We start from the raw sequence: 24507 nt of genomic DNA, 5'->3' as shown, positions 1-24507 counted from the left end.
CTACTAGGTTGCCATGTACCTTTGGCAGCTACAAATGACCTCAACAAACCCCTTTAGCAGCTTCTATGAGTTGGATTAACAAGACGGTTACCAGTAGCATTGGCCGCAAGGTTATTATGTCCGTGACCGGACTTTTTCTTTGCTCGTTTCTGGTCGTGCATCTGATTGGCAACCTGCAACTTTTCAAAGGCGACGGAGGCCTAGCCTTCAATACCTACTCGCACTTCATGAGCACCAACCCATTGATTCGGGTAGCCGAAATCATATTGGTGGCTGGCTTTGGCTTTCACATTTACGAGTCTTTTGTGCTGACGCGTCGCAACCAAGCGGCTCGGGGCAATCAGAAGTATGTTGTCGACAACATCGGGCAAAACAGCGACTGGAAGTCGCGGAACATGGGCCTGCTAGGCTCTATTATTTTGGTTTTCCTGATTGTGCACCTCTACAACTTCTACTACCGTTTTCACTACGAGCCGCTTCCTTTCGACTCGCAGAACAATAAGAATTTGTATGGGGTGGTCATGACCTCGTTCCAGACGTGGTGGTACGTGCTACTGTATGTACTGGCCCAAGTGGCGCTCTGCTACCACCTGCTCCACGGCTTCGCCAGCGGATTTCAGACGTTAGGTTTAAACCACCGCAAGTACACGCCTGTTATTAAAATAGTCGGCTACGCTTTCTCCATCATTGTTTGTGCTGGATTCGCAGCCATGCCGCTGTACTTCTTCATCTTCAAGTCCTAATCTGCCTAGCTGATGTTTCAGGATTCCAAAATTCCCGAAGGCCCCTTGGCCGAAAAATGGGAGAAGCATAAGTTCAACGTTAAGCTCGTTAACCCAGCCAACAAACGTAAGTACGACATCATTGTAGTAGGTACGGGCTTGGCAGGTGGTGCAGCCGCTGCTTCCTTGGCGGAGCTAGGCTACAACGTAAAGGCTTTCACATACCACGATTCTCCTCGTCGTGCGCACTCCATTGCTGCACAAGGAGGTATCAATGCTGCTAAAAACTATCAAAACGACGGTGACTCCATTTTCCGTCTGTTTTACGATACAATCAAAGGTGGTGACTACCGTGCCCGCGAAGCCAACGTGTACCGTTTGGCGCAGGTATCCGTCAACATCATCGACCAGTGCGTAGCCCAAGGTGTACCGTTTGCCCGCGAATACGGCGGGTTGCTGGCCAACCGTTCGTTTGGCGGTGCTCAGGTAAGCCGTACGTTCTACGCCCGTGGCCAAACCGGACAGCAATTGCTGCTAGGCGCCTATTCAGCTCTTTCGCGCCAGATAGCCTACGGTAAGGTGAAAATGTACACCCGTTCCGAAATGCTGGATCTGGTGGTGGCCGATGGTCAGGCGCGCGGCATTATCACGCGCAACCTGATTACCGGTGAGATAGAGCGGCATGCGGCTCACGCGGTGGTGCTAGCTACGGGTGGTTATGGCAACGTATTCTACTTGAGCACCAATGCTAAGTATTGCAACGCCACTGCCGCTTGGCGGGCCCACAAAAAGGGAGCCTATTTTGCTAACCCTTGCTTCACCCAGATTCACCCGACCTGTATCCCGGTGTCAGGCGACTACCAGTCGAAGCTGACGCTCATGTCGGAGTCGTTGCGTAACGACGGCCGCGTATGGGTGCCCAAGACGGTAGAAACTGCTGAACGCCTACGCAAAGGCGAAATCACGGTAAACGATATTTCTGAAGAAGACCGGGATTACTTCCTGGAGCGTAAGTACCCTGCTTTCGGTAACCTCGTACCACGCGACGTTGCTTCGCGCAATGCCAAGCAAATGTGCGACGAAGGCCGCGGCGTAGGTTCATCGGGCTTAGCCGTATACCTAGACTTCGCCGACATCATCAAGCGCACTGGTGCCGATTCTGTAAGCCAGAAGTACGGTAACCTCTTCGCTATGTATGAGAAAATTACTGGCGAAGACCCCTACAAGCAGCCGATGCGCATCTACCCTGCTGTGCACTACACGATGGGCGGCCTGTGGGTGGATTACAACTTGCAAACCACTATTCCTGCTCTGTACGCTACCGGAGAGTGCAACTTCTCTGACCACGGTGCCAACCGCCTCGGGGCCTCGGCTTTGATGCAAGGACTTGCTGATGGCTATTTCGTAATTCCGTACACCATCGGTGATCAGCTGGCACAGACCCCTCCTACCCCTGTTAGCACCAATCATTTGGCTTTCGAAGAAGCCGAGGCTGGAGTACGGGAGCGGATCAACAAGTTGCTGAGCATCAACGGTACTCGCAGCCCTGGTGAATTCCACAAGGCTCTTGGCCACATTATGTGGGAATACTGCGGTATGGCTCGCAACGCTGAAGGCCTGCGGCACGCCAAGCAGGAAATTCAGAAGCTGCGCCGCGAGTTCTGGTCCGATCTGAAACTGACTGGTACCGACCAGGAGTTGAACCAGATGCTGGAGAGTGCCGGCCGCGTAGCCGACTTCATCGAGCTAGGCGAGCTTATGGTTGACGATGCCCTGCACCGCAACGAAAGCTGTGGTGGTCACTTCCGCGAAGAATACCAGACTCCCGAAGGTGAGGCATTGCGCGACGACGAGAATTTCGCTTATGTAGCTGCTTGGCAATACAACGGCGAGAACAAGCCCGAAATCCTGAACAAGGAAGAGCTGTCGTTTGAAAACGTGAAGCTCACGCAGCGGAGCTACAAGTAGTGGATTTATAGAGCTAAGGCTTCTGAAGGCGTATGTTTTTAGGAGCCTTAGCTTCTAGTCCGCACTTAATCTCCCCCTCAATTGTTTCAATTATAAATACTGCGGGGACCAGGGCCTAGGGCTGATGATGCCAATCAAGACCCTACGTTCCCAAGACCCTAAGACCCCCTATACTAATGGCCGGAAGTAACCCCAACGCCAAACCAATGAACCTCACGCTGCGCGTGTGGCGGCAGAAAAACCGCACCACAGCCGGCAAAATCGTGGATTACCAAGTGCGCGACATCTCTCCCGAAATGTCGTTCTTGGAAATGCTTGACGTTCTGAACGAGGATTTGCTGCGCAAAGGCGAAGAGCCCGTAGCATTCGACCACGACTGCCGCGAAGGTATTTGTGGCTCGTGCAACCTCTTCATCAATGGCCGGGCTCATGGCCCGGAGGCAGGTACAACCACTTGCCAGTTGCACATGCGCAAGTTCAGTGATGGTGATACCATTACTATCGAGCCTTGGCGTTCAACTGCATTTCCAATTAACAAAGACCTGAGTGTAGACCGTTCTGCATTCGACCGTATTATTCAGGCGGGCGGCTACGTAAGCGTAAATACGGGTGGTGCCCCCGACGGCAACGAAATTCCGATTCCTAAGGAAATTGCCGACCGTGCCTTTGAAGCAGCTACTTGTATTGCGTGCGGTGCCTGCGTAGCTTCTTGCAAAAACTCGTCGGCAATGCTGTTTGTAAGTGCAAAAGTAAGCCAGTTGGCTTTGTTGCCACAAGGACACGTAGAGCGCAAAACCCGTGTTGAAAACATGGTAGCGCAGATGGACAAAGAAGGATTCGGTGCTTGCAGCAACATAGGCTCCTGCGCTGCAGAATGCCCCGTTGGCATTTCGCTGGAAAATATTGCCATCCTGAACCGTGAATTCTTGTCAGCTAAAGCCACGTCCAATAACCTAGCATAGGTAATGCTGGTTGTTCAACAAATTTGTAAAAGCGAAACGGCCTACCGTTTCGCTTTTTTGTTGCCTTACTTTCCTCCGGGACGTAACTGCTGACGCCTCATACGATCTGTTTTACTGCTCAGTTTGCCGTCCGTATTTTCGTTCTTTCTTTACTTCGACTCCATGATAACAGTCATTGCTGGTACCAACCGGGCCAACTCACGGGCGCGGCGCATTGCCGACTTATACATAAGCTTGCTGCGCAACGAAAACGCAGAGTGCCAATTACTAGACCTGGCTCTGCTACCTGATGACGTGAGCGTTTCGGCCCTCTATGGAAATGTAGGCAACCATGATGGCTTCAACGAATTGGCTAATTTGGCCAGCGCGGCAGATAAGTTGGTCTTAGTGGTTCCCGAATACAACTGCTCGTATCCGGGAGTGCTCAAAACGTTCATAGATGGCTTACCTTATCCTGGTGGCATTCGTGGAAAGAAAGCGGCCTTAATTGGCTTGTCCTCCGGAGGCCAAGGTGGCCTGCTGGCCCTAAGTCACCTATCCGACGTGCTTATGTACTTGGGTACGGCTGTATTACCAGCACGCGTACGCCTTCCGTTCATTGATAAATACTTGAAAGAAGATGGCACACTCGACCATCCTCTCTATCAGCAGTTGCTACAAGAGCAAGTAGAACAACTGTTAGTGTTCTGAGAACTTTCTTGTAGTGGCTTCACTTGTTTCCTAGTGGAGCTGTTTTGAATATTCTAGCAAGCCAGCCGGCTTCAGCCTATTCTTTCGGTGCATTACGGTATCGTGCCAAAGCACAGCGTTTTCACTTTCTAGATTTTGGTGGTGGTTACTAGTTCGAAATATTCTCTCTGTTTTAGTGGCCTCGCTTCATCATAGAATTACTACGCCCGCGTTACATGCTGGAACCTGTAGTCCGGCGTGAACATGACTTTTCTGAAAAGCACTTGAAGATGAAAGCAAATTTCCCTTCTCTCCTTTGGCTTGCCCTGCTAGCCTTTTCGGTAGTTTTTACTGCTTGCAAAGAAGACACGGACGTACCAAGCCCTACTGATAAGAAGGGTAAAGTAACCTTGCTGTTTGAAAATGTAGTAGGTGACGAACCACTGGTATTAAACAGGAGGGCGTCCTACTTCACTCCTTCTGGCGATGACTTCACGGTTAGCGTTTTTCGCTATTACATTTCCAACATCAAGTTGAAACAAGCAGATGGCACGGAGTTTATCCAGCCTGAAAGCTATTACCTACTTGATCAAGCCCGGGACGCTTCCCTCAAGTTCACTATCCCTGATGTGCCCGTTGGCAACTACAACAGCTTAACATTTACCATTGGCGTGGATGCTGAACGTAATGCTGGAGGTGCCCAAACGGGTGCCCTAGCTATCAGCGACATGTTTTGGACTTGGGATACAGGTTACATTTTCACTAAGCTGGAAGGCCGCTCTACCAAGTCACCCAATGGAGGCTTAATATTCCACATTGGAGGCACTGCAAACGAAAAGGCAGCGGATCCAGCTATGAATAATAGAGTCATTCAGGTGCGAGAATCACGGACTCCGGGCGTACATGTGCGGGCCGATGTACTTAGAATGTTTACAGGGCCAGTAACCATACGGTTCGATACCTCTAACAACGTTATGGGCGGTCCTGATGCGGCAAAAATTGCTGAAAACCAGAAGGCGGGTATGTTCACAGTCAGTGCTGTCGATACTGAATATAGTGAATAGGTAGCTGAGGTTACGACCGTGAAATCTACTTTCTTGCTTGTAGCTGCTTGGAGCCTTTTAGGCACAGTGGGGTTGGCCGCAACGAGTTGCCGACCTGATACAGACGTCCTGCCAAACAAGCAAATACCGGGCACTCAACTGCCTAGTAACTTTCCTGCGCCGGTGTACGGATTAGATGAAAATCCGCCTACGCATGCAGCATTCGAGTTGGGCCGTAAGCTATTTTATGACCCTCGTCTGTCACGCACCGGCAAGGTTTCGTGTGGTAGTTGTCATCAGCAATCCTCGGCTTTTGCTGATGCAGGACACCATTTAAGTCAAGGGGTTGATGGCCAGCTAGGGGCTCGCAATACTCCGGCGCTACAAAACCTGCGTTGGAAACCTAATTTCTTTGCGGATGGAGGACCTAAACACATCGAAACGATGCCGCTGGCTCCCATCACGAATCCGCTGGAAATGGATGAAACGCTGGATAACGTACTTGGCAAGCTCAATGCCGATGCGGAGTACCGCCGTCGGTTCACGCAGGTTTTTGGCGGCAGTGGCCCCATCGATTCTTATCAATTTCTACGGGCATTGGCGCAGTTCACGGCGTCGCTTACCTCCAGCAACTCCCGTTACGACCACTACGTGCGCCATGAAGCAGGTGCCAGTCTTACGGATGTGGAACTGCGTGGCCTAGCTGTACTGCGTCAAAAGTGCGGAAACTGCCACGCTGGCGAGCTATTCACCGACGAATCATTCCGCAATAATGGCTTGGACCGCAGCTTCCCGCAGGATTCGGGGCGGGCTCACATCACTCGAAGCAGCCACGATGCAGGACGCTTTAAGGTACCTAGCCTGCGCAACGTGGCGCTTACGGCACCATACATGCATGATGGCCGCTTCAATACACTACCCGAAGTGCTCGATCATTACAACCATGGCATGGTTGAGTCATCTACTCTAGACCCGCAACTACGGCGAGCGGGACAGGGCCCTGGTATTGCTCTTTCCGTTGAAGAGCGTCAGAGTCTGTTGTCTTTTTTGGCCGCTCTCACCGACGAGCAATTTATAAAGGACCCGCAGCTAGCCGAACAGTAGCTACGTGCAGCATAGAATCAAGACGCTATAATTGAACTGCTGCTCGTAGTCAAATAACTCATTATATTCTGGCGTTACAGGTACGGCTTCTAGTTGCGTTGCAAATCAGTATCTTGAAGTATAAGCCTGCCTCTTCTTATGTATTCCCACTTTACTTATCGACATCTTAGTTTGCTACTATCAGGAGTATTGCTCCTCATGGCTGCCAGTTGTGATAAGAAAGATCCTGAGCCGCCGGTACCCCCCACTACGCCAGCAACACCTTACAACCTGACGCTGCCTACGCAGTTGCCCCAAGATGTTGTGCTGCCCACCGACAACCCCATGACCGTGGAAGGCGTGGACCTGGGCCACAAGCTGTTTTATGAAGTTCGCCTTTCGCGCGACAACTCTATGTCATGCGGCAGTTGTCACCAGCAAAGCAAAGCCTTTACCGACGGTCGGGCTCGGGCAATTGGGGTTGATGGCGTAGCGCACCAGCGCAATACCATGTCGTTAGTGAATTTGCTTTGGGAGCCTAATTTAAATTGGGATGGGTCGGCTAACAGCTTCGAGAAGCAGGCACGTACACCTATTGAAAATCCTGTTGAATTGCACCAGAGCCTAGCCGATGGCGTGCGCAAACTGCAGCAAACTACTTTATATCCGCCGCTGTTTGCTAGCGCGTTTGGTTCTGCTACCATCACCGAAGAAAACGTACTGAAGGCGCTGGCGCAATTCGAACGCACGCTAATTTCTTCGAACACGCGCTATGAAAAGTCGTTGCTACCGGGTGGGCCACGGTTGACAGCTGATGAGCGTGCGGGCCGTGTCCTCTTCTTCAACCATCCTGGCGAGGGCGGTAATATATTGGCCCGCGGCGGCTCCTGCGACCATTGCCACAACGGCAATAACTACTTGTTTACCTCCACCAACTTCACTGCCCCCGGCGGCCTGACGCAGTACTTCAACAACGGCTTACCTCTTGCCACTGACCTCGGCCGCTTCGGCGTAACGGGCATTGCGGTCGACCAAGGCAAGTTTCGCGTGCCCACCCTCCGCAACATTGCCCTGACGGCTCCTTATATGCACGATGGCCGTTTTCAAACCCTAGAGGAGATAGTAGACCACTACAACGAACACATCGACCCCAACAGCGCCGAGCCTATTCTACTCCTTTCCAACACGCCGGGCGGAACCAAGCTTGGCCTTACCACTACCGAGAAGCGGCAGCTGGTTGCCTTCCTGAAAACGCTCACCGACTCCACTTTTATTCAGGACCCACGGTTTTCCAATCCATTTTAGGTGGAGCTTCTGTTCAGCTGAATTTGCGAGAACTGAAAACGAGGTAACTTACCCACTAGCCTTATCTCCTCTTTTCATTTCTATGCCGCCTTTAGCTGCACAAACCACACGAGCTTCTTCTTACTTACCTGCATTCACTGGCATTCGAGCCGTAGCGGCCTACATGGTGTTTTTGCACCACTTCAACCCTTTCTCCCAAGAAGGCTCATTGCCTTTGCTGCATAATCTTCTAGTAGAGTTTCACATAGGTGTACCCGTTTTCTTTGTACTCAGCGGCTTTCTAATCACGCTGCGCTACATCGACAACATTCGCTTTACTACCACCTGGTGGAAGCAGTACCTGCGTAACCGCTTTGCACGCATCTACCCGATGTTTTTCCTGATAACGTGCCTCAATTTTGCCTGGCTCTATCAGCAGGAAGGCACTCTGGACTCAACCGTTGTGCTAACCAACATACTGTTGTTGCGCGGCTTCTTCGAGTCTATCATCTACTCAGGCATCCCGCAGGGCTGGACCCTTACCGTCGAAGAATGCTTCTATCTGATGGCGCCAGTTATCTTCTGGCTGCTACTCAAGCGCCGGATTCGACTTTGGTTTATGCCATTCGCCTTGCTGGCAATCGGCTGCGGATTGGTTTTGCTCCTCGGTCCGCTTGGATACTATGGGCTGTTTGCCAACTTCAAATTCATGCTCCTCCTCACCTTCTTTGGGCGGTGCGTAGAGTTTTTTGCCGGCATCCAACTGGCTCTTTGGTACCGCCGTGGCCAAATACGCCACTACACGATACCTGGCTTGCTAACTGGTCTCGGCTGCTTGCTGATTATCACTGTACTGGCTGGACTGGTTTTGATACGGGGCCCTTACGCTTATGGGCAAGAACATCCTTTTGGCGTAGCCTTCAATAATGTGGCTTTGCCAGGTGGTATAATTGTGCTGTTTGCGGGGCTGCTCACCGAGCAAACTTGGTTGCGCCAGTTGCTGTCGGGCGCTCTATTGCAGGTATTAGGCAAAAGCTCGTATATCTTCTACCTAATTCACTTTGGCGTTGTCCAGCAATTCGTGCACGACCTTGTCCCATTTGAAAACAGGTGGTTAAGTTTTATATCTATCTTCCTGCTGTTGAATCTGCTGGCAATTGCCTTGCACTACCTTATAGAACAGCCGCTTAATAACCTGATTCGCCGCCAACCAGTGGTTGCGCAGCAGCGCTTACCCTCAGCCCAGGTGTCATGAAGCACTTACTTGCTCTGCTATTTCTAGTTTGCGCATCAGCCTTGCTGGTTTCGTGCTCCACTATGTCCTCCACTCGGCAGCTTAGCCCCGACCGAGAGCCTGACCTACCGCACCGCCTACCAGCATCCGACTCAACAGCGCCACCGGCAGACTCTTTAAAGCATCCTTAAAGTAGGTGCAATACATATTTGACTTTCATAAAACAAAAAGGCCGTTGAGATATCTCAACGGCCTTTTTGTTTATTATAAATTCGGCAACTAATCCACGTTGTCGTGCAAGAAACGGTTGTCTCCTAGCAGTTCATTGTCATCGGAGAGGTTGAAGCGGCTGATGTTACGCTCTGATGAGGGCGTCACGTTCTCAAGCTTCACTTGCCGACGCAGGTAAGCGGGCGTCTCCAACTGATCTTTGATAGCTTCGTTGGATAAACCATTGCTTAGTTCCTGCAGACGACGACGGCGCTCTTCAGCTCGGGCATCGAGTGCCGGACGGCCGGGCAGCGGTGGCGCAGGTTGTGGCGCCTGATACACTACCGGGTCCGGAGCAGGCGAAGAGGGCGCCGCTACGGGCGGCATAGGCGCATTGTAAGGCGACGTCTCGAGATCAAACTTTATGGGCTGCGGCTCAGGAGCAGAAACCGGAGCCGGTGGCGGCGCTGGAGCACTCGTGAATGACGGAACCACGGGAGCACTCGGTACTGACTCCTGCCGATCCTTATCAAAAATATTGATTTGGGGGTCGGGCTCGGTTACTTCAGGCTCTGGCTGCCGAGTAGTAGATGGAGTTACCGTAATAGTGTGCGCCTCACGGGCAAACCCGGTGGCAATTACCGTTACGCGGATGCTCTGGCCCAGCGAAGAGTCGATGCCGTGGCCAAAGATAACCTCGGCATTCTGGCCTGCTTTGTCCTGGATGCACTCGGTGATTTCCGTCAACTCGTCCATTTCCAGTTCGGCTTGGTCGCCAGACATGATGCTGAGCAGAATGCGTTGCGCACCGTGAATATCGGTGTTGTTGAGCAGCGGCGAGGCCAAAGCTTCCTCGGCAGCACGGCGGGCGCGGTTCTCGCCATCCGTGATGCTGCTGCCCATAACGGCAGCGCCACTGTCTTTCATCACCGTTTTCACGTCTTCAAAGTCGACGTTCACATCGGCCGTTACCGTAATAATTTCGGCAATGGATTTGGCGGCGGTGCTCAGTACGTTATCGGCTTTGGCGAAGGCCGAGCGGATAGGCAAGTTGCCGTAAATCTCGCGGAGTTTGTCGTTGAGAATTACGAGTACCGTGTCGCAGTTTTCGCTCAGTTCCTTGATACCCAATTCAGCTTGCTGGCGTTTCTTTTTGCCTTCAAACATGAAAGGCGCCGTCACGATGCCTACAGTAAGAATGCCTAGCTCCTTGGCTACTTTGGCAATGACAGGGGCTGCACCAGTGCCGGTGCCGCCGCCCATACCAGCCGTAATAAACACCATCTTGGTGCCGTTGCTGAGTAACTCGCGGATTTGCTCCCGGCTTTCGATGGCGGCTTGCTTGCCCCGCTCGGGGTTGGCACCGGCACCAAGACCTTCCGTCAGGTCCATCCCGATTTGCAGCCGGTTTGGCACCGTCGAAGAAGCTAAGGCCTGCTTATCGGTGTTGCAAATGACGAATTCTACGTCTTTTATGCCCTGGCCAAACATGTGGTTGACGGCGTTGGAGCCGCCCCCACCCACGCCAATCACCTTGATGATGGACTTGGATTGCGCCGGGATGTCGAATTTATAATTCATGAAGTGGGTGGCTAAATGGTTGTGTGGTTAAATTGTTGGTCGTTCAACGACAACCATTTAGCAATTCAACCATTTAACAGATTAGTACTTGGTGTCGTCGAAGTCGTCAATTAGCAGTCCTTTGGTACGGCTGATAATGTCCTGGAAGAACTTACCAGCGCCAGATGGCTTCTTTGGCTCTTTGGGTTCCGCAGGTTTTTGAGCCACGGGTTTAGGGGCAGGAGTTGGTGCTGGTGCCGGAGCAGGCGCTGGTGCTTGGTAATACGGCGCTGGCTGCGGAATGTGTTGCTCCTGCTCGTAGTTGTTGCGGTTCAAACGCTCGTCGAGTGAACGGTAGCCAGCCAACACGAGACCTACAGTAGTAGCAAACATCGGCGACTTAACTGCCTCGATCTTGCTCTTACCAAGGTGCTCATTAGGGTAGCCAATGCGCGTATCGAGGCCAGTTACATACTCGGTGAGTTGCACCAGGTTCTGGAGTTGCGAACCACCACCCGTCAGCACGATGCCGGCAGCCAGTTTGTCGGCGTGGCCAGTGCGCTGAATTTCGGCGTACACCAACTCGATGATTTCCTCCATCCGGGCCTCGATAATGTAAGCCAGGTTTTTGAGGGAAATTTCTTTGGGTGCCCGATCGCGCAAGCCAGGAATGCTTACGATTTCATAATCGGAAGCTTCCTCGGCAATGGCTTTGCCAAACTTCACCTTCAATTGCTCGGCCTGATTTTGCATCACCTGGCAGCCCAACTTGATGTCGGAGGTCACAATGTTGCCACCGAAAGGCAGTACAGCCGCGTGGCGGATGATGCCGTCTTTGAAGATGGCCAAATCGGTGGTGCCACCTCCAATATCAATCAGGGCCACGCCAGCTTCCTTCTCTTCGTCCGACAGCACGGACATAGAGGAAGACAGCGGCTCCAGAATCAGGTTATCGATTTCCAGGCCCGCCTTGGTAACACACTTATTGATGTTGTTGATGGCCGTGCTCTGCGCCGTAATGATGTGGAAGTTGCCTTCCAAACGCACGCCCGACATGCCCACGGGGTCCATAATGCCTTCCTCGTAATCCACCTTGTAGTCTTGGGGCATTACGTGGATGATCTGAGAACCGGGCGGGGTTACGAGACGGTACATGTCGCCGGTGAGACGCTCCACGTCTTCCTGCGTGATTTCGCTGTCGGCGGAGGCGCGGGTGATGCTGCCGTTGTGTTGCAGGCTCTTGATGTGCTGCCCGGCAATACCCACGTTTACCACGCCAATATTGATGCCCGACATTTCTTCGGCCTGCCGAATAGCGCGCCGAATAGCATCCACCGTCTTGTCGATGTTGGACACAATACCGCGCACTACGCCTTCCGACACGGCTTTACCCATACCTAGTATTTCGAGTTTGCCGAACTCGTTTTTGCGGCCTACAAGGGCACAGATTTTCGTGGTTCCAATGTCGAGGCCGACTACAATCTTATCGTGTTGCATGGGGAAGGGTCGGGTAAAGCTGGCGGGGAAATAGCAGTTGGATGCGGTGTGACTTGGCAAAAATAGGCTTTTTAGGGCCTCAGGAGCAGAAAAATCTACTCACAAATGATTTGATCTTTGAACTCTACGTTGACGCGGTGGTACGTATCCCAGCCTAGCGCCGGTGGAATTTGACGGTAAAATACCATCAGTTTCGCGAATTTCTCCGAAATATTCTCGGGAAAGCCAAATTCTACTCGTTGGTCACCCACTTGTTGCGTGAAGGAAACCTTGCCGTTGGCAGCAATGAATACTTCAGCTATTTGGGCGCGCCAGAAGGGTTTTTCATCAATATAGCGCAATAATTCGAGGTAACGCTGACCAGTGGAATCCTGAAAGAAGGAAGCCGCCAACGGAGCGCCATTCTGCCGGGCCACCGGCACCACCCGCGCCGTAAATAACGACGAGAGGGGCAGCTTGTGACCGTCGGCATCGAGGTAGGAATCCAGACGCGTATTCGGGTGAACGAGACGAGCTATAGGACGGTTTTGACGAACGTCAGCGTGTAAGTTGCCCGACAAGTCGCGGTACACTTGGGCATCCTTTACGAAAGAATGCGCTTTTAGGCGAGCTTCAAGGGCTGGTAAATCCAACCCGTCGGGGGTGCTGCCTTCAATGCGTTCCTCGCCGCCACGAGTGAGGAGGCTGGTTACTTCTCGCTCGCTGATGAAGAAGTTATTGAACTCGTTGCTGATCGTGACGATAACTTGACCAACAGGTCGGTTGGCTTGCCGTATGCCGGCAAACACCGCCAGTCCACCTAATAGCATCAGGCAACTAGTTGCAAATAAGACATTTTGAACCTTACGCTTGAGCTTCATTCCAGCGAATATGTAGAATATTCTTTAAATCAGGAACCAACTTATCGATATCCCCCGCCCCAACTGTTGCGAGTACGTCGAAATTAGAATCGATACCAGCATTTGCCAAAATTTTGTCTACCGTTTGCAACGACTTTTGAGGGGCCGTTATTTGGGACAAAATCAATTCGGAGGTCACCCCTTCCAAGGGCAACTCCCGAGCCGGGTAGATATCCATCAGGACCACTTCATCAGCTAAACTTAAGCTCTCGGCAAAGCCAGGAGCAAAGTCGCGGGTGCGGGTGAACAAGTGGGGCTGAAACACAACCCGCAGCTGCCGCCCCGGGTATAGCGCCCGCAGAGAACGTAGAAATGCTTCGATTTCGCGTGGATGGTGAGCATAATCATCCACATATACTTTCGGCTGCTCAGCCGACCCGGCCGTTACGATAAATTCGAACCGCCGCTTGACGCCCTTGTAGGCCGCCACGGCAGCTTGTAGTAACTCAGGTTTTACGCCTTCAAGTTGGGCCACGCAAGCGGCTGCCAGCATATTCTCTACGTTGTGGTAGCCGGGCACCGCTAGTTCCAAATCATCGACTACTCCTTGTGGCCCATGCAGCGCAAAACGAAATTGGTGCCCTTGCGCCGTGATATCCGTAGCGTACAGTTCGGGCCCTTGTTCAGGAGTGAGGCCATAGTGGATGACTTGGACCCCAGTGGGTACGGCAGCCGCTACGCTAGCATCGGCGGTGTGGTTGATGATGAGCGTACCGCCGGGCTGAATCTGGCCCACAAACTGCCGAAACGACTCTACTAGCGCATCTTTATTACCGTAGATGTCGAGGTGGTCGGCGTCAGTGCTGGTTACAATGGCAATGTTGGGGTGCAGGGTCAGGAAGCTCCGGTCGTATTCGTCAGCTTCCACCACGATGGGCACATCCGGATTGTCGGCCGGTGGCAGCAACACGTTCGAGCCTAGGTTCACGGAGATGCCCCCGAGAAAGGCGGCAGACGGTACGCCGGCATGGTGGAGCAAGTGCGCCACCATGCTGCTCGTGGTGGTTTTGCCGTGGGTGCCCGCTACCGCAATGGTGCGGTGTCCTTGCGTAAGCACACCGAGTACCTGGCTGCGCTTGCGAATGTCGTAGCCGTTGTCGCGCAGCCAAGCCCACTCTTGGTGGTCTTTCGGGATGGCGGGTGTGAGCACGACCAGCGTTTGCGCCTTATTCTCGCGCACAGCCGCCGGGATACTTGTTACGGCATCCTCGTAATGCACGGCAATGCCTTCCGCCACCAGGGCCTCGGTCAGGGGCGTGCTGGTTTTGTCGTAGCCCGCTACGGTGTGCCCATTGGCTTTAAACCAGCGCGCCAGCGCGGACATGCCAATGCCCCCAATACCGAGGAAGTAGACGTAAGGAAATGCGGCGACGGAACTCAAGGCAATGACGGGTATAGAATTAAGAAGTATGAACCTGGGCTTTGCCAACCAGCTTCAACAGCTCATCGACAATGGTGGTAGTAGCAGCGGGACGGGCCAATTGCCGCACCTGGGCCGCTAGTTGCTGTTGCTGCGTGGAGTTCTGGAGCAGTGCCAGCGCCGTATCGTAGAGCTTGGCAGGCGCTTCGGCATCCGATACCAAAAGGGCAGCGTCTTTGCGGACCAGCGCCATGGCGTTTTTGGTTTGGTGGTCTTCCGCCACGTTGGGCGAAGGCACCAGAATGCTTGGTTTGCCTGTGAGGCACAGCTCTGACACGGACAGCGCCCCGGCCCGGCTGACCACCACGTCGGCGGCAGCGTAAGCCAGATCCATGCGCTGCACGAATTCCAGCGCCTTTAAGTTGTCGGCGGCGAAGGCAGCGGCTTGCTGCGAGGCTTCAGGATAGTACAGCTTACCGGTTTGCCACAGCAGCTGGACACCGGCCGCTTTAAGGCGCGGCAGCGCCGCAGCGGTAGCTTGGTTCAGCGTACGGGCCCCGAGACTCCCTCCTATTACGAGTAACACGGGCTGATCTGGTGCGAGGCCGAAAAACTGACGTGCTTCCACACGGTTGCCGCTGGCTATTTCGGTACGAACGGGGTTGCCGGTGAGCACTAGCTTTTCCTGCGGGAAAAACTTCTGCATGCCGTCGTAGGCCACGCAAATTTTGTTGACGCGACGACTCAGCAACTTATTTACTAAGCCAGCATAAGAATTCTGCTCTTGAATAAGGCTAGGAATGCCACGCGAAGTGGCCGCCAGCAGTACCGGCGCCGAGGCATAGCCTCCCACCCCTACCACCACATCGGGCCGAAATTGCTCGATTAGCTTACCCGCCTTGCGAACGGCCCGCATTACCCGAATAGGAAATATCAGGTTCTGAGGGGTAAGTCGGCGCTGCAAGCCGGCAATGTCCAAGCCCACTATTTCGTAGCCAGCTTCAGGTACGCGCGTCATTTCCATGCGGCCGTTGGCGCCTACAAACAGGATTTCAGCATCTGGCTGGCGACGGCGCAACTCATTGGCAATAGCTACTGCCGGGAAGATATGCCCGCCCGTGCCGCCACCGCTAATGATGACTCGTAAGGAATTTGAGGCAGTATGGGGCTTCTTGTGGGGCATTTTTTGATTCTCGCAGGATGGCGCAGCGCGTACTACTTGGGTTTAGAAGAACTAGTTGGGCTAAGCGTACGATGATACTTTCGGTATCCGAGCTGTGTCGGCGGGCTCGCCGGCTACCGGGCGAATTTCCCGCTCCCCGCGGCTAACGGCTAGGATGATACCGATACTGATACCCGTGAAAATGAGCGACGTACCGCCCATACTCAGCAGTGGCAACGGCAAGCCCGTAATCGGGCCTAGCCCCACGGCCACGCCCATATTCACCATGGCTTGCAACACCAAACTGAAGGTGAGGCCCGCCGAAAGCAGGCCGCCAAAGGCGCCGTAACTATTAACAACCGTTAGTAGCCCTCGATAGAGAAAGGCTAAGTACAGAAAGACTACAAACGCGCCGCCTACCATACCGTACTCTTCGATAATAACGGCAAAGATGAAGTCGGAATATGGGTGCGGCAGGATGTTACGCTCGGTGCTGTTGCCGGGGCCTTTGCCCGTCACACCGCCCGTGGCAATGGCAATGTAGCTGTGCTCTAGCTGAAAAGGCACCGGCTTGCTTTTGTCGGTGAAGTTCTCGATGCGAGAAATTACCGTTTTCATCCGTTGGCCTGTGGCTAGACCTACGCCGCCCACTACTGCGCCAATAGCCACCATTACGGCCATCTGCTTGAGTGGCACGCGCCCAATAAACATCAACAACAGGCAGGTTGCAAATAGCAGCAGGGCCGTAGAAGCGTTACTTAAAATGATGATGCCGCATATCAAGCCAACCCACAGCATTACGGGCAGCAGCGTGGTTTTGAAGTCCTGCACATTCTGCTGGCGGCGGCTTAGCATAGAGGCCACGTGCGCAATCAAAGCTAGCTTGGCTAAGTCGGAGGGCTGGAAGGTTTGGTTGATAACCGGAATGGTAAGCCAGCGCGACGCCTCGTTGATATTCGAACCCATGAAGAAAGTGAATATCAGCAGCGGCACTGAAATCAGTAGCGCGTACAACGACAGCCGCGAATAGTAGCGGTAATCGATGCGGTGCGCTAGCCACATGAAGGCCAGCCCCACGAAGATCAGGCCGGTGTGCTTGAGCAGGAAGTATTCGGTATTGCCAGCGCGCTGCTTATACGCCAGCGTACCAGTGGCCGAGTACACCACAGCGATACTGATCAGCGAAAACAAAATCACGATGCCCCACAGTACTGGGTCACCTTTCAAGTTCTGCCGCAGCCAGTTTTTGACGATGTCCATATAATATAAGGAGTTGTGAAATGGTGGTTCGGTGATTGATATTAAGCGGATGAGGTTAAAGCAAAGCCTACTGTTTCTCTAACTCCCTAACTGCAGCAGCAAATTGACGGCCCCGGTCTTCGTAGTTTTTAAACAAGTCGAAAGAGGCGCAAGCGGGCGAAAGCAAGACAACGTCGCCGGGTTGGGCTAGCTCAGTGGCGCGGCGCACAGCGGTTGTCACGCTTTGGGTTTCTTCTAAAAAAGGAACCACGGACTGGAAAACGGTGCGCAACTTTTCGTTGTCGACACCCAAGCAAATGAGGGCTTTCACTTTCGATTCCGCCAGTGGCAAGAGCGTGGTGTAATCGTTGCCTTTGTCGGTGCCGCCTGCAATCCAGATAATAGGTTGCTTGATACCGTCGAGGGCATACCAAGCCGCTTCTACATTGGTGGCCTTGCTGTCGTTGATGAAGCGGACGCCGTTGATTTCGCCTACGGGTTGCAAGCGGTGGTCGGCGTTGTGGAAGGTGGCTAATCCTGCTTCAATTTTACTAGTCTCCACACCGGCTATGCGGGCGCAAAGCACGGCTGCCATCATATTCTGGCGGTTGTGCTGACCGATAAGCGGCGAACTTGCAGTGCTAACTTTTTCGGTTTCACTTGGGTAGCCGGGCTTCAAATCCACGAAGATGTTTTCCTCGTCCAAGTAATAGGCTCCTAATTGGTAGTCGGAGCGGTGGTGGAGGCTGAACGGTAGCTGCTGAACCGAGCGAAGGGCCGCCTGGAAGTAGCGCTGGATGTTTTCGTCGTCGGCGTTGTAAATAAAATAACCGTTGCTATCCTGGTTGCGCATGATACGCAGCTTGGATTCGGCGTAGCTGGCCAACGAGTAGTTGTACCGGTCGAGGTGGTCGGGCGTGATGTTGAGCAGCACCGAAACCCAAGGCTGGAAATGGTAGGTATCGTCGAGCTGGAAGCTGCTTAGCTCTACCACATAGTAATCAAACTTATCCTCGATAATCTGCTCGGCGAGGCTGTAGCCCACGTTACCGGCCAAGCCCACGTTGTAGCCAGCCTCTTTCAGCAGGTGATAAGTCAGCAGCGTGGTAGTGGTTTTGCCGTTGGTGCCGGTGATGCAGATGCACTTGGCTTCGGTATGGCGACCCGCAAACTCGATTTCTGAAATTATGGACGTGCCTTTCTCGCGCAGGGCTTGAATGACGGGCGCCTTCTCCGGAATGCCAGGGCTCTTAATTACTTCCTGCGCCTTCAGTACTTCCTCTAGCGTGTGCTGGTTTTCTTCGAAGGGAATACCGGCTTGCGCCAGCTTTTCCTTGTATTGCGGCTGAATCGGGCTTTTATCGGATACGAACACAGAGTGGCCTTTGGCTTGCGCTAACAGCGCAGCTCCTACTCCACTTTCGGCCGCTCCTAATACTACTATATGCATGGGTTGCTTGCTGAATTGTTAAATGGCCGCTTGTTGAACTCAGACCACTCGGGTTGTAAGATGAAGCTGGTCAACCAGCCATTTAGCAATTCACTTATTTATCTCAATTTCAAAGTAACCAAGGTCAGGACGGCCAGCATGATGCCCACAATCCAGAAGCGCGACACGATTTTGGACTCGTGGTAGCCTAGCTTCTGGTAGTGGTGGTGCAGCGGCGACATGCGGAGCAGGCGCTTGCCTTCGCCGTACTTGCGGCGCGTGTATTTGAAGTAGCTCACCTGCAGCATCACCGACAGGCTTTCCACCAAAAACACACCGCACAGCACCGGAATCAGTAGTTCCTTGCGAACAATCAGCGCCAGCACGGCAATAATGCCACCAATAGCCAACGAGCCAGTGTCGCCCATGAACACCTGCGCCGGAAACGAATTGTACCACAGGAACCCCACGCAGGCTCCCACAAAAGCGGTACAGAAAATTACCAGCTCGCCGCAGTTGGGAATGAACATGATGTCGAGGTAGTCGGCCAGTAGCGCGTTACCACTTACAAAGCAGAAAATTGCCAACGTCGTCCCGATAACGGCTGAAGTACCCGCTGCCAGCCCATCGAGGCCGTCGGTGAGGTTAGCACCGTTGCTGACGGCCGTAATAATGAGGATGACAATCGGGATGTAGAAGAAGGCGTAATACTCGTTGAAAAAGTCGCCGGCTGTGGCAAACAGGTCGCCGTAGTTCAGTTCGTTGTTCTTCAGGAAGGGCACCGTGGTAATCATCAGCTTCACATCCTGATACACTGTGCTGGCATCCACGGCCGAGAGCTGGCCGTTGGGAAGCAGATATTGGCGTACGGTTACGTCGTTGGAGAAAAACAGCACCCAACCCACCGTGAGGCCAAGACCTACCTGCCCCATAATCTTGAAGCGGCCGGCTAAGCCTTCCTTATCCTTCTTAACTACCTTAATATAGTCGTCGACAAAGCCAATCAGCCCAAGCCAAACCGTGCTGAGCAGCATAAGCACGATGTAGATATTATCGAGCTTGGCAAACAGCAGCACTGGCACTAGAATAGCGAGCAGAATGATAAGGCCGCCCATGGTTGGCGTTCCCTTCTTCGCTAGTTGTCCTTCTAACCCCAAGTCGCGTACGGTCTCTCCAATCTGGGCACGCTGCAACACCCGAATTAGAGGTTTGCCGAAGAATTGTGCAATAATGAGAGAGGTAACTACCGCCAGTGCTGCCCGGAACGTAATGTATTGAAACACGCCCGTTCCGGGTATGTGGTGCACTTTGTAGAGATAGTTGAAAAGATAATACAGCATGAGCGCGGGGTTAGCAGATTGCAGTCAAGAAACGGGCAAGCTGCAAAGATTCCAGTTTTTTAAGGTCAAGCAAGCGTTGTGTTTTTGCAGATTTCGGTTAATGGCTCCTTATTTTCCAAGTTGTTCAAACATCTCCTTCAGCACTTTTTTATCATCGAATTCAGCCCGGACGCCCTTCACTTCTTGGTAGGTTTCGTGGCCTTTGCCGGCTACTAGCACGATGTCGCCGGGGCCGGCAAGGAGCACGGCGGTCCGGATGGCTTCGCGCCGGTCGGGGATGGTCACAACTTTGGCCAGATCTTGCGCTTTGACGCCGGCTTGCATTTCAGCGAGAATAGCCAACGGGTCTTCGAAACGCGGATTGTCGGCGGTGAGTACTACCCGATCGGATCCTTGGCAGGCGAGGTTGGCCATGACTGGGCGTTTGCCAGCGTCGCGGTTGCCGCCACAGCCCACTACCGTAATTACCTGCTGGCTCGGCTGACGGATATCGGCAATGGTATCAAGTACGTTTTCCAGCGCATCAGGCGTGTGCGCGTAGTCGATGATGCCCGTGACGTGGGACTTCGCTGAGACAATCGGCTCGAAGCGGCCAGGCGCCGACAGCAACCCCGACAGCACCGTCAGCACTTCCGACGAGTCTTCGCCTAGCAACACGGCCGCGCCATACACGGCCAACAGGTTGTAAGCGTTGAATACTCCAATTAAGCGAAACTGCACCTCGCGGCCATCTACCTCCAAGTACAGGCCATGCACCGCGTTTTCGAGCAGCTTGCCCCGGAAAGTGGCCGCGCCGCGCAAGGAATAGGTTTCGCGGCGAGCAGCCGTGTTTTGCAGCATCACCAGCCCACGCTTATCGTCGGCGTTGGTGAGGGCAAAGGCCGATTTCGGCAACTGGTCGAAAAAGCCTTTTTTGGCTTTCAGATAATTGTCGAAAGTGCCGTGGTAGTCGAGGTGGTCGTGGGTGAGGTTGGTGAAGATGCCACCCGCAAAGCGAAGTGCCGTGGTACGATGCTGCACCACCGCGTGCGAGCTAACTTCCATGCAGGCATGCGTGCAGCCCGCTTTTACCATGCGGGCTAGCAGTTCGTTCAGCCGAATAGCGTCGGGCGTGGTGTGCGTGGCCGGAATCACTTCCTCGTCAATCTGATTCTGCACTGTGCTGAGCAAACCGGTGTGGTAGCCTAGCTCCCGCAGCAGCTTATGCAACAACGTAGCGCAGGTGGTTTTGCCATTGGTACCCGTCACACCAATCAGCTGCAAGCTCCGCGACGGATGCCCATAGAAAGCCGCGGCCACATGCGCCATTGCCTCGGCCGAGTCGGGAACCTGCACGTAGGTGGTGCCGGGCTCCAGGGAAGCAGGAAGACTTTCGCAGATAACAACCGATACGCCTTGTGCTACTGCATTCGAAATGAAGTGGTGACCGTCGTTAGCGGCACCGCGCAACGCGAAGAACACGAAGCCCGGAGCTGCTTGCCGCGAGTCGAGCGTGAGAGCCTGCACGGGCACATCGGTAGCGCCGTGCTGACTTTGCACGGTTACATCGGCCAGCAGGGCGAAAAGAGGGGGCGTTATTTCTTTATCGTCTGACAAGGTGAGTCGAGTTTTTAGCCCGCAGAGGGCACTAAGAATTACGCAGCAACTAGTGGCTTTAGGCTTTCTTGGGTTTGCCAGTGGTTGCTTGCTGCGTTATCTGCGTTGGTCTTTTTGTTGGTTTGGGTTCGGCCGGCTTGGGCTTGGCAGGAGCAGTTGGCTTACTTTCCGCTTTGCGAGGCTCTGGCTTTTTATCTTCTTGTTTCTTTGCTTCGCTGGAAGCTGGTACCGCTCCTTTCCTGGCCGCTAACCGAACTTTGGCGTTGGCCGCCAACTCGCGCGTTTTTGCCTCCAGATCGGTATCTACAGGGGTCAGTAGCTTGTTCTCAGCGAGCTGACTAGGGGCAGGCGCTACCAATGGGGCCGGTGCCGCCGTGGAGCGCTGGCCAATGGGTTGCAGCGCCAGCGTAACCACAGTGCCGCGCCGTGCCGGCGAACCAGCTTCCACCGATTGCGTTTTCACGCGGCCCGTCCCGATAGCCCGCACCCGCAAACCACGATTTTCGAGCAGAAACAAAGCATCGCGCAACGTCAGGCCGTGCACGTCGGGCACCCGGCCGGGACGTACAGCAAGGGGCTGCAACGCCAAGGCATCGGCGCCGCTGTCGGCTTTGGTAGGCACCCGTACCCAATCTTCGTCGGGCGTTGCTGTCTCGTTTTTCACCCCAATTTTCTCGAATACTAGCCGTAGCTCGTCTTGCATACCCGCTTGTACCACCGGCGTTTTAGCCCGATTGATAGGCGTGCGGGCCAGCACTGGCCGCTGGCTGGCAGCATCGCGCGCCATGGCTTTGTCGGCCACTTCGCGGAACACCGGAGCCGCCACATCGGCGCCGTAGATGCGGCCTTTCTTCGGCGAGTCAACTACTACGATGCACGAATACTTTGGTTTGTCGGCCGGGAAATAGCCGCAGAAGCTAGTGGAATACGTGCGGGTGTAGGCGCCGTTCTTGAACTTCCACGCCGTACCGGTTTTACCGGCAATGGTGTAGTCTTCGGAGCGGATGCCGCGGGCCGTACCCTCGGTCACGACGCCTTCCATCATGGCTTTCACTTTGGCCAAGGTTTCGTCGGAACAGATTTTTGGGTTGAGCACCACCGGCTCGAACCGCTCCAGCACCTTGTCCACTTGCTTGATTTCCTTCACAATGATGGGCTGCACCTTCACGCCACCGTTGGCCACGGCGTTATAGAAAGCCAGCGTTTGGAGCGGAGCCAGCTTCAACTCGTAGCCGATGCTCATGGTGGTGAGCGAGGTGCGGCTCCAAGAGCGGTCCTGCGGATCTTTCACGTATGGGCGGGCCTCGCCGGCCATCTGGAAGCCGAGCGGCTTGTGCAGCCCGAACCGTTTCAGATAGTCGGTGTACTTGCCGGGGTTCTTGCTGAACTGCCGATCTACGAGCACGGCCACGCCAATGTTGCTGGACTTCTCGAACACCTGCTTCACCGAAATCTTGCCGTAGCCGTGCGAGTCCGTTTTCACGGCCCCACCGATATACATGCGGCCGTTGCCGGTATCCACCACCTCGTCGAGGCTCATCTCGGGGTTGTCTTCCAGCACGGCCATCAACGAGGCTAGCTTGAACGTAGAGCCGGGCTCGGTACGGCCTTGGTCGGCAATGGCGTAGTTGTAGTCCTCGCGGTAGATGCCCTCGTCTACTTTGCCTAAGTTGGCCACGGCTTTGATTTCGCCGGTTTGCACTTCCATCAGAATCACGCAGCCATACTGCGCGTTGTTGTCTACCAACGATTTGTAGAGGGCATTTTCTGCTACGTCCTGCAGGTTGATGTCGAGCGTCGTCTTGACGTCGTAGCCATCAATAGGCTTGATTTCGGTGCCGTCGTAGATGGGCTTATTGCCGCCGGGCAGGCGCTCAAACAATGCCTCGCCGTCTTTGCCGGCTAGGTGGCGGTTGAAAGTAAACTCCAGGCCAGCCCCGTTCTTGTCTTCGTTGATAAAGCCAATGGTGCGTTGCGCTAGTCCGCCGAAAGGACGGAAGCGCTTGTCCACTTTCTCGAAAATAACGCCGCCTTTGTTTTTGCCCGCCCGGAAGATGGGCCAAGCTGCAATTTCTTTCTTCTCTTGAAAATTGATTTGCCGCGAATTCAGACGCAGATACCGCACGTGCGAGCTGTACGCATTTTTCAGCTTGCGGCTATACTCTTGCGGACTCTTGTCACTGAAAAACCGTGACAAGAGTAAGCCCAACGAATCGGCCTTGCTATAGAAAAGTTGCTTATCCACCACGCTTGGGTCCCACGCCACCCGAAAGAAAGGCAGCGACGTCGCCATGATGCTTTTGCCATCGTCGGCCACGATGGAACCACGGGTAGCAAATACGGGCTGGTACACCACGCGACGCTCCTGCTCTAGGGCGCGCCACTTCTCTCCTTCCTTGAACTGAATGTTGCCGACCTTCCAGATAATGGCAGCCGAAAACAGGCAGACGCCCAAAAACGCCAGCCGTACTCGGGTTACGATGGATTTTTTAACGCTTCCTTTCATTGCGACGAGTGCTGTTAGCAGGTTGGGAAGCGGCCGGGTGTTCTGTCGCCGGCTCGCCGGTGGCATCCGTCCCGATAGGCACGGGCGGCGCACCTACTTCAATGTTCAACGAGTCGATGGGCGCTACGGGCACAGCGTGGCGTAGCGAATCGCGCAAGGCGCGAGCCGCCAACGAGTCGGCGGTCAGGATCGGCACTAAGTCTAGGGAAGCTTCGTCGAGGCGGCCAGAAGGCACCTCGATGCGGAATGGCGGCGACGAGCTTTCAATCAAGCCATAGGCGGCCACCTTGCGGGCTACCTCGCTCTGCTTGCTGGCCTCCATGTAGTCAGACTTTAGGGTGGTGTAGTCGGCACGCAAGTCCTCGGTTTCCAGCTTGAGTTTCTGAATGGCGCGGTTCATCCGGGTGGCGTAGTGCGTGTTGCCGATGTACACCAGAATCAGAAACATCACGAACAGCACGTGTGGCAGGTAGCGCACGGGCAGCCCTTCCCGAAACAGCCCGTCCATGCGCGTAACACGCTCCAACAGCGTGAACACACTCCAAGAGCTGCGCGGCCCAACCGGGCGCTGCGGTCGAGGTGCTTTCACCTCGGGTTGCGGTTTCTTGAACTCTGGCTCGGGTGTCGGCATCACTACCGGCTCAGGCGCAGCCACAAACTCTGGCACCACAGCACGAGGTGCGTTGGTGCGAGGCTGCTTAGCGACGGGTTTTACAGTATTGGTTGCCACTCGGTTGCTTTAAA

The 24507-nt window shown here is 54.1% G+C and carries 19 protein-coding genes; 8 read left to right on the top strand and 11 right to left on the bottom strand.

Translation table 11 applies throughout. The annotated features are described in order from the left end of the window. The first annotated feature begins 65 nt into the window (after window positions 1-65). From P1X16_RS04205 to P1X16_RS04170, 8 genes are all read left to right on the top strand, one after another. A complete protein-coding gene (locus P1X16_RS04205) occupies window positions 66-743 on the top strand; it encodes a succinate dehydrogenase cytochrome b subunit (RefSeq protein ID WP_277226603.1) in 678 nt (225 codons plus the stop codon). A 12-nt stretch (window positions 744-755) separates the two neighbouring features. Continuing rightward, window positions 756-2690 carry a fumarate reductase/succinate dehydrogenase flavoprotein subunit gene (locus tag P1X16_RS04200; protein ID WP_277226602.1) on the top strand — a complete coding sequence of 645 codons (1935 nt, stop codon included), beginning with the start codon at window positions 756-758 and terminating at the stop codon, window positions 2688-2690. A gap of 206 nt (window positions 2691-2896) precedes the next feature. Next, window positions 2897-3652 (top strand): succinate dehydrogenase/fumarate reductase iron-sulfur subunit, encoded by a 756-nt coding sequence (locus tag P1X16_RS04195; protein ID WP_277229453.1) that lies wholly within the window; start codon window positions 2897-2899, stop codon window positions 3650-3652. A 162-nt stretch (window positions 3653-3814) separates the two neighbouring features. Beyond that, entirely contained in the window at window positions 3815-4342 is a 528-nt protein-coding gene (locus P1X16_RS04190; protein WP_277226601.1) for an NAD(P)H-dependent oxidoreductase, read from the top strand. 215 nt (window positions 4343-4557) lie between these two features. Further along, window positions 4558-5385, top strand: a complete 828-nt coding sequence (locus tag P1X16_RS04185; RefSeq protein ID WP_277226600.1) for an MbnP family protein — start codon at window positions 4558-4560, stop codon at window positions 5383-5385. Between the two features lie 18 nt (window positions 5386-5403). Beyond that, entirely contained in the window at window positions 5404-6468 is a 1065-nt protein-coding gene (locus P1X16_RS04180) for a cytochrome c peroxidase (RefSeq protein ID WP_277226599.1), read from the top strand. A 198-nt stretch (window positions 6469-6666) separates the two neighbouring features. Beyond that, window positions 6667-7752 carry a cytochrome c peroxidase gene (locus P1X16_RS04175; protein ID WP_277226598.1) on the top strand — a complete coding sequence of 362 codons (1086 nt, stop codon included), beginning with the start codon at window positions 6667-6669 and terminating at the stop codon, window positions 7750-7752. An 82-nt stretch (window positions 7753-7834) separates the two neighbouring features. Then, window positions 7835-8986, top strand: coding sequence for an acyltransferase (locus tag P1X16_RS04170; protein WP_277226597.1), 1152 nt, complete (start codon window positions 7835-7837; stop codon window positions 8984-8986). A gap of 258 nt (window positions 8987-9244) precedes the next feature. On the opposite strand, the gene ftsZ is transcribed toward P1X16_RS04170, so the two are convergent. The 11 genes from ftsZ to P1X16_RS04115 form a co-directional block, all read right to left on the bottom strand. Next, a complete protein-coding gene (gene ftsZ, locus P1X16_RS04165; RefSeq protein ID WP_277226596.1) occupies window positions 9245-10756 on the bottom strand; it encodes a cell division protein FtsZ in 1512 nt (503 codons plus the stop codon). An 81-nt stretch (window positions 10757-10837) separates the two neighbouring features. Beyond that, entirely contained in the window at window positions 10838-12232 is a 1395-nt protein-coding gene (ftsA, locus tag P1X16_RS04160; protein WP_277226595.1) for a cell division protein FtsA, read from the bottom strand. A 95-nt stretch (window positions 12233-12327) separates the two neighbouring features. After that, on the bottom strand, window positions 12328-13041 hold the full coding sequence (locus tag P1X16_RS04155; protein ID WP_277226594.1) for a hypothetical protein: 714 nt from the start codon (window positions 13039-13041) through the stop codon (window positions 12328-12330). Window positions 13042-13075: 34 nt separating this feature from the next. After that, a complete protein-coding gene (gene murC / locus P1X16_RS04150) occupies window positions 13076-14518 on the bottom strand; it encodes a UDP-N-acetylmuramate--L-alanine ligase (RefSeq protein WP_277229451.1) in 1443 nt (480 codons plus the stop codon). 13 nt (window positions 14519-14531) lie between these two features. Then, entirely contained in the window at window positions 14532-15674 is a 1143-nt protein-coding gene (gene murG / locus P1X16_RS04145; RefSeq protein WP_277226593.1) for an undecaprenyldiphospho-muramoylpentapeptide beta-N-acetylglucosaminyltransferase, read from the bottom strand. Between the two features lie 60 nt (window positions 15675-15734). Beyond that, on the bottom strand, window positions 15735-16913 hold the full coding sequence (locus tag P1X16_RS04140) for an FtsW/RodA/SpoVE family cell cycle protein (protein WP_277226592.1): 1179 nt from the start codon (window positions 16911-16913) through the stop codon (window positions 15735-15737). A 67-nt stretch (window positions 16914-16980) separates the two neighbouring features. Next, a complete protein-coding gene (gene murD, locus P1X16_RS04135; RefSeq protein ID WP_277226591.1) occupies window positions 16981-18342 on the bottom strand; it encodes a UDP-N-acetylmuramoyl-L-alanine--D-glutamate ligase in 1362 nt (453 codons plus the stop codon). 98 nt (window positions 18343-18440) lie between these two features. Further along, on the bottom strand, window positions 18441-19661 hold the full coding sequence (mraY, locus tag P1X16_RS04130) for a phospho-N-acetylmuramoyl-pentapeptide-transferase (RefSeq protein WP_277226590.1): 1221 nt from the start codon (window positions 19659-19661) through the stop codon (window positions 18441-18443). A gap of 108 nt (window positions 19662-19769) precedes the next feature. Beyond that, the gene (locus tag P1X16_RS04125) at window positions 19770-21218 is read right to left on the bottom strand and encodes a UDP-N-acetylmuramoyl-L-alanyl-D-glutamate--2,6-diaminopimelate ligase (protein WP_277229449.1); all 1449 of its coding nucleotides are present in this window, start codon (window positions 21216-21218) and stop codon (window positions 19770-19772) included. Between the two features lie 97 nt (window positions 21219-21315). After that, window positions 21316-23763: a penicillin-binding transpeptidase domain-containing protein gene (locus P1X16_RS04120; RefSeq protein ID WP_346771231.1), complete on the bottom strand. Its 2448-nt coding sequence runs from the start codon at window positions 23761-23763 to the stop codon at window positions 21316-21318. Beyond that, entirely contained in the window at window positions 23747-24493 is a 747-nt protein-coding gene (locus P1X16_RS04115) for an FtsL-like putative cell division protein (RefSeq protein ID WP_277226589.1), read from the bottom strand. The genes P1X16_RS04120 and P1X16_RS04115 overlap by 17 nt, the downstream gene beginning before the upstream one ends. Window positions 24494-24507 lie beyond the last annotated feature (14 nt).

This window comes from Hymenobacter sp. YC55 (assembly GCF_029433095.1).
Lineage (GTDB): Bacteria > Bacteroidota > Bacteroidia > Cytophagales > Hymenobacteraceae > Hymenobacter.
Note: the sequence above shows the minus strand (reverse complement) of the source record. Positions and strands in the feature narration are given on the sequence as shown.

Excerpts from the sequence above, each read along its gene's own strand:
- P1X16_RS04205 (WP_277226603.1), top strand. The coding sequence starts at position 66 with ATGAGTTGGATTAACAAGACGGTTACCAGTAGCATTGGCCGCAAGGTT.
- P1X16_RS04200 (WP_277226602.1), top strand. The coding sequence starts at position 756 with ATGTTTCAGGATTCCAAAATTCCCGAAGGCCCCTTGGCCGAAAAATGG.
- P1X16_RS04195 (WP_277229453.1), top strand. The coding sequence starts at position 2,897 with ATGAACCTCACGCTGCGCGTGTGGCGGCAGAAAAACCGCACCACAGCC.
- P1X16_RS04190 (WP_277226601.1), top strand. The coding sequence starts at position 3,815 with ATGATAACAGTCATTGCTGGTACCAACCGGGCCAACTCACGGGCGCGG.
- P1X16_RS04185 (WP_277226600.1), top strand. The coding sequence starts at position 4,558 with ATGCTGGAACCTGTAGTCCGGCGTGAACATGACTTTTCTGAAAAGCAC.
- P1X16_RS04175 (WP_277226598.1), top strand. The coding sequence starts at position 6,667 with ATGGCTGCCAGTTGTGATAAGAAAGATCCTGAGCCGCCGGTACCCCCC.
- P1X16_RS04170 (WP_277226597.1), top strand. The coding sequence starts at position 7,835 with ATGCCGCCTTTAGCTGCACAAACCACACGAGCTTCTTCTTACTTACCT.
- ftsZ (WP_277226596.1), bottom strand. The coding sequence starts at position 10,756 with ATGAATTATAAATTCGACATCCCGGCGCAATCCAAGTCCATCATCAAG.
- ftsA (WP_277226595.1), bottom strand. The coding sequence starts at position 12,232 with ATGCAACACGATAAGATTGTAGTCGGCCTCGACATTGGAACCACGAAA.
- P1X16_RS04155 (WP_277226594.1), bottom strand. The coding sequence starts at position 13,041 with ATGCTATTAGGTGGACTGGCGGTGTTTGCCGGCATACGGCAAGCCAAC.
- murG (WP_277226593.1), bottom strand. The coding sequence starts at position 15,674 with ATGCCCCACAAGAAGCCCCATACTGCCTCAAATTCCTTACGAGTCATC.
- P1X16_RS04140 (WP_277226592.1), bottom strand. The coding sequence starts at position 16,913 with ATGGACATCGTCAAAAACTGGCTGCGGCAGAACTTGAAAGGTGACCCA.
- murD (WP_277226591.1), bottom strand. The coding sequence starts at position 18,342 with ATGCATATAGTAGTATTAGGAGCGGCCGAAAGTGGAGTAGGAGCTGCG.
- mraY (WP_277226590.1), bottom strand. The coding sequence starts at position 19,661 with ATGCTGTATTATCTTTTCAACTATCTCTACAAAGTGCACCACATACCC.
- P1X16_RS04120 (WP_346771231.1), bottom strand. The coding sequence starts at position 23,763 with ATGAAAGGAAGCGTTAAAAAATCCATCGTAACCCGAGTACGGCTGGCG.